Annotated in this window: 3 protein-coding genes; 1 reads left to right on the top strand and 2 read right to left on the bottom strand. The window is 45.4% G+C overall.

The annotated features are described in order from the left end of the window. Positions 1-261: 261 nt before the first annotated feature. The gene (locus SPADD19_RS00865; RefSeq protein WP_049518221.1) at positions 262-1,662 is read right to left on the bottom strand and encodes a Cof-type HAD-IIB family hydrolase; all 1,401 of its coding nucleotides are present in this window, start codon (positions 1,660-1,662) and stop codon (positions 262-264) included. Between the two features lie 62 nt (positions 1,663-1,724). Between SPADD19_RS00865 and SPADD19_RS00860 the strand changes: the two genes are divergently transcribed. Then, positions 1,725-2,687, top strand: coding sequence for an asparaginase (locus SPADD19_RS00860; protein WP_024055094.1), 963 nt, complete (start codon positions 1,725-1,727; stop codon positions 2,685-2,687). A 502-nt stretch (positions 2,688-3,189) separates the two neighbouring features. Here the strand turns inward: SPADD19_RS00860 and recG are convergent. Continuing rightward, the gene (gene recG / locus SPADD19_RS00855) at positions 3,190-5,205 is read right to left on the bottom strand and encodes an ATP-dependent DNA helicase RecG (RefSeq protein ID WP_061454961.1); all 2,016 of its coding nucleotides are present in this window, start codon (positions 5,203-5,205) and stop codon (positions 3,190-3,192) included. Between the last annotated feature and the right edge of the window lie 154 nt (positions 5,206-5,359).

The following is a 5,359-nucleotide window of genomic DNA, read 5'->3' as shown; positions in this document are numbered from 1 at the left end:
GATTTTATCCGCGAACACCCTTTGTATCTTAATAAGTCATGGAACTTCCTGGATTGCTGAAATCATCCACTGGATCATTTCACCTAACGTCCGTACTCACCTAATGAAAGTTTTTCAGAAGACTTTATCTTCAATCTGAAGAGGCTGGGACAAAAGTCCTAGCCTCTTAATTATTTTTGGATTGTCGAGCAAGACGCAGTGGTTGAGTGGGACGACGAAATCGAATTCTAACGAATTACCGATTTCTGTCCCACTCTCTTTTTAGTTGTCTTTCTTTGCTTCTTTTTGTTTTGCATGTTTTTCGTAGGCCTTCAGCTGGCGATCAAGTTCTTTTTTGATGGCTGGTTCTGGAGCGTATTTTTCTTCCCAATCATCTGGCTTCAGAATTTTGTGGGTTACTGGATCAAAGTGCGCCTTTCCATCTGGGAAAATCTTGCCCATATTGGCCCGGTGAACAATCTCAAAGACCTCTTCAGGATCGACCCCCATTAGAACAAAGCTACCATAAGTCAGATAGAGGGTATCAATCAAGGCATCAACCTGCCCTACCATGGAGATCTCAGCTGGATGTTTGCTACGAACCTTATCTGCAGCCTTATCCAAAGCTTCGTGAAGAGCTGCTACCGAGCGGTCAAATTCTTCCTCATTACGGCTAGCTGCTCGGACAAATTCTACCAACTCCTCTTGCTTGAACATGGTTCGATAAAGGGCATCTTGAGGCTGCCAGACAACAGGTTTTTCTTGAGTTTCTCCATCCATCACGCCATGGAAGGTTTTGACCTTATTGAAGTGATCATCCTTAGAAAGAAAGAGTTCTTTCTCTGAGAGAATACCAAAGTGTTGCAGGGCCTTTTGGATACCATCCTTGCCATTACTAGTCGTTGTATGCTTGGCAATCGCCTTGACACTGGTCGTTCCATTTCCCATCGCAATGGACAAGCCAACACCTGAAAGCATCTCTAAGTCATTATCAGAATCTCCAAAAGCCATCACCTCATCAATGTCAAAGCCAAATTCCTGACCAACGATGCGAATCCCTTCTAACTTGGAAATCCCCGGGTTGAGGACATCTGCCGCAAAAGGACTGGAACGTGTGAATTTCAGATGTGGAAACTCTTTTTCAATTTTTGCAGTCTCTTCTGGACTCGATAAGATCAACACTTGGTAGATCGGTTCTTGCGCTAGTGCATAGAGGGTGTCCTGATCTTGTGGGACGACCTTGCTGACCACTTTGTTAAATCCACGACTGACTGTACGGGCCATTTTGCGGGGCACAAAGCGACTGGACCAGGTTGAAATAGGGCTCATCCCAAAACTCATAATCCGAGAACCAAATACCCCATCCTTGCTACCGAGAGCAATTTCCTTACGGTGTTCTCGAGCATAGTCAATTAGTTGGTGCAGACTCTTTTTATCGATTGGGCTGGTAAACAGCACACGGTCCTTGGTCAAAATATACTGACCATTATAGGTCACTGCAAAATCAAAACCATAGCGTTCCATAAACGGTTTGACAAAGGCCGGTCCCCGCCCTGTCGCAAGGCCTACATAGATCCCTTCTTCCTTTAAAGACTGAATGGCTTTTTCTGTTGACTTTAGGACCGCTCGACTATCATTAACCAAGGTTCCATCGATATCAAAAAAGACTGCTTTTATTTCCATGTCTACTGTTTCTTTCTTTTTATGATAAAATAAATTATATCACATATTCCAAGGAGCTTCACATGTTTAAGAAAATTTTAGCACTACATACCGGTGGGACCATTTCGATGGCAGCAGATGACTCTGGGGCAGTGATTACCAACGAAGTCAATCCCATGACCCAAGTCACTTCACCAATTGAAGGGATTGCAGTCACCTCGGAGGACTTCTTCAACCTTCCCAGCCCTCAAATGACCCCCCGTCACATGTTAGCCCTATATCAAAAAATCAAAGAGGAAGCTCACAACTACGACGGCATCGTCATCACTCATGGGACAGATACGCTGGAAGAAACAGCTTATTTCTTGGATACCATGAAGTTACCAGAGATCGCTGTGATCATTACAGGAGCTATGCGAAGCTCCAACGAGCTCGGAAGCGACGGTGTCTACAATTTTCTGACAGCCCTTCGAGTAGCTGCCGATCCGAAAGCACGCGATAAAGGTGTCTTAGTCGTCATGAACGATGAAATTCATGCGGCTAAGTACGTCACCAAAACCCACACCACCAATGTCAGCACCTTCCAAACACCAACCCACGGCCCACTGGGGTTGGTCATGAAAAAGGAAATCCTCTTCTTTAAAACAGCCGAGCCTAGGGTGCGCTTTGATCTCGATACCATCGATGGTTTCGTTCCGATCATTGCTACCTATGCAGGGATGAAAACCGATCTGCTGGACATGCTGGATCTTTCAAAGCTTGATGGTCTCATTATCGAAGCCTTTGGAGCAGGAAACATCCCTAAAGAAACAGCACATAAACTCCAAGAATTCATGGATGCAGGTCTTCCAATCGCTTTAGTATCCCGTTGCTTCAATGGAATCGCTGAACCCGTCTACGCATATGAAGGAGGAGGCGTCCAACTCCATCAAGCAGGTGTCTTTTTCATCAAAGAATTAAATGCCCCCAAAGCTCGCATCAAACTTCTCATCGCCCTCAATGCCGGCCTAAAAGGACAAGAACTCAAAGAATATATCGAAGGGTAGCATAAGATACAAAGGGCGTAGCGGATACAGTCAAAATAGGGAATTCGACGCAGAATCATTAGATTCTAGGAGGATTCATCTTTTTGACACAATCCGCAGCCCGTGTTCAGTTAATAAGATACAAAGCCCGTAAAATGCCAAGTGAAAATAGGGAGTAGGACAGAAGTGATACTTTGTCGGACGCTTCGTCGTCCTACCCCCACAAGGCTGATTAGGATTCTTCCGAGCTGATAGGCGAGAGAAGAGTCCAATCAGCTACTGTGTCTTGAAGTTAGTACTCGTATAGTTGGCGTTTTTTCACACAGCATTTAGGGCGTGTTCAATTCGTGTAACGGCAAGCACTATGGTGCCTTGCCTAAACGACTCACTAACTCCTCAGGTGGATAGTATCGATCCACCTTCGTCCTGTCGCATTTCATCAAGATACAAAGCCCGTAAAATACAATCTTAAAGGGAGTAGAGTGGAATCCAAAGAATTTCCACTCTACTCCCTTTTTATGCTCTAATCTAAATGTTCTTTCTTTTCTAAATGAAGTGAGAGCAAATGCCAATCGGGGTGTTCGCGCCAATCTGGCGTGGCTACGATCTGGCTGGCAACTTTCCTTGCTTCTTCCAGAATGGGATAATCTTCTACCAAATCCGCGACTTGAAATTCTGGGATCCCAGATTGGCGGGTTCCAAAGATTTCACCTGAACCCCGCATTTTCAAATCTTCTTCCGCCAGCACAAACCCATTGGTTGTCTCTGTCATGATTTTCATGCGCTGCTTGCCACTATCTGTCTTAGGATTGGCTACTAGAATAGCATAGGATTGCTTGTTTCCCCGCCCAACCCGGCCTCGAAGCTGGTGAAGCTGGCTAAGACCAAACCGATCTGCATCCATAATGACCATAACGGTTGCATTGGGTACGTTGACTCCTACTTCAATAACGGTCGTAGACACCAAAACATCGACTTGGTGCTCTTTAAAGGCCTGCATGATGGCATCTTTTTCTTCACTTTTCATCTTCCCGTGAAGAAGAGAAACGCGTGCTCGCTGTCCAAAGAAGGTCTCTAGCTCTTCTTGGAGGGCAAGGGCGTTTTTCAAATCTAGCGCCTCTGACTCCTCAATCAAGGGAGAAATAAAGTAGGCTTGAGAACCTTTGCCAAGTTCTTTGACTAACCAGTCGAGGACCACTTCTAACTGCTCATGCTTGACCCAACGTGTGATGATTTCCTTGCGTCCCGCAGGCATCTGATCAATGATGGACACATCCATATCTCCAAAAGCCGTGATGGCCAAGGTCCGGGGAATAGGGGTAGCCGTCATCATCAGAACGTCTGGATTTTGTCCTTTTTCTCGAAGAATACGACGTTGGGAAACCCCAAAACGGTGCTGCTCATCAATAATGACCAAGCCTAGATCTTGGTAGTGAACTCCCTCTTGAATCAAGGCATGTGTCCCCACAATCAGTTGAGCTGTTCCTGATGCGATCTCTTCTAAGACTTCTCGTTTCTCAGCCGCCTTTAATCCTCCTGTTAGAAGAGCAATTGGCAAATCTAGAAAAAGATTTTGCAAGCTTTCCTTGTGTTGCTCTGCCAAAATCTCCGTTGGAACCATCAAGGCTGCTTGCTTCCCAGCGCTTAAGGCTGCATACATGGCAAGACCGGCCACGACTGTCTTCCCGCTTCCCACATCCCCTTGCAAGAGGCGGTTCATATGATAAGGAGAAGCCATATCTGTCAAGATTTCATTCAAGCTGTTTTCTTGAGCTTGCGTTAGCTCAAAAGGAAGCTGCTTTTTTCGTTCTGCTAATTTTTCTGGATTCCAGGCCAAGGAAATCCCTTGGCTGGCATCGTGATTTTCTTCCTTTAACACTTGGAGTTGCAGCTGGAAAAAGAGGAGCTCTTCAAATTTTACCCGGCGAAGAGCTTGCTTGTACTCTGCCAGATCCTTAGGAAAATGCATAGCTTGCACTGCTTGGGAACGAGACATGAGTTGATAACGCTCTCGTAAGATTTGGGGCACATTCTCTTCTAAAAGCTGGTCCAAGCCCTGGTCGAACGCTATTTTGATCAATTTCACCAGGCTGTTTTGGCTGACTCCTTGCGTCACTCGATAGACCGGCTGCAAATCATCTTCCACTTGAGCCAGGAGTTTCATCCCTGTCAAACTGCCTTTAGCCTTGTCCCATTTCCCAAAAATCGCCACTGTCTGCTGGACCTCAATTTTGTCTGCTAGATAGGGTTGGTTGAAAAAATTAACCGCAATGACCTGGTCTCCCTGTTTGATCGAAAAACGCAAGCGATTTCGTTTGTAGCCATAATATTGGACATTGGCTGGTGTTGCTACCACTCCAGAGATGACGGCTTTTTCCCCATCTTCCAACTCTAAAACATTGCGCGTTTTGAAGTCTTCATAGCGAAAGGGGAAATACAAGAGCAGATCTTCTAAGGTTTCAATCCCTAACTTTTTAAATTTTTCCGCCGATTTTGGACCGACTCCAGGCAGTACGGATAAGGGTTGGTGTAGATTCATTTCTCATCCTTTCTTTTATAAAAAAGCAGGTCCATCCGGGAAAATCCCACCTGCTTCTTCTTATTCTTCACCTGTATAGTCACGAGGAATCCGATCACTCAAGAGACAGACCACTTCATAATTAATGGTCCCACGGTAATCTGCAACCTCTGTT

It is taken from the genome of Streptococcus parasanguinis, from assembly GCF_001578955.1.
Classification (GTDB): domain Bacteria; phylum Bacillota; class Bacilli; order Lactobacillales; family Streptococcaceae; genus Streptococcus; species Streptococcus parasanguinis_U.
Note: the sequence above shows the minus strand (reverse complement) of the source record. Positions and strands in the feature narration are given on the sequence as shown.

Coding starts and splice junctions, on each gene's coding strand:
- SPADD19_RS00865 (WP_049518221.1), bottom strand. CDS start 1,662: ATGGAAATAAAAGCAGTCTTTTTTGATATCGATGGAACCTTGGTTAAT.
- SPADD19_RS00860 (WP_024055094.1), top strand. CDS start 1,725: ATGTTTAAGAAAATTTTAGCACTACATACCGGTGGGACCATTTCGATG.
- recG (WP_061454961.1), bottom strand. CDS start 5,205: ATGAATCTACACCAACCCTTATCCGTACTGCCTGGAGTCGGTCCAAAA.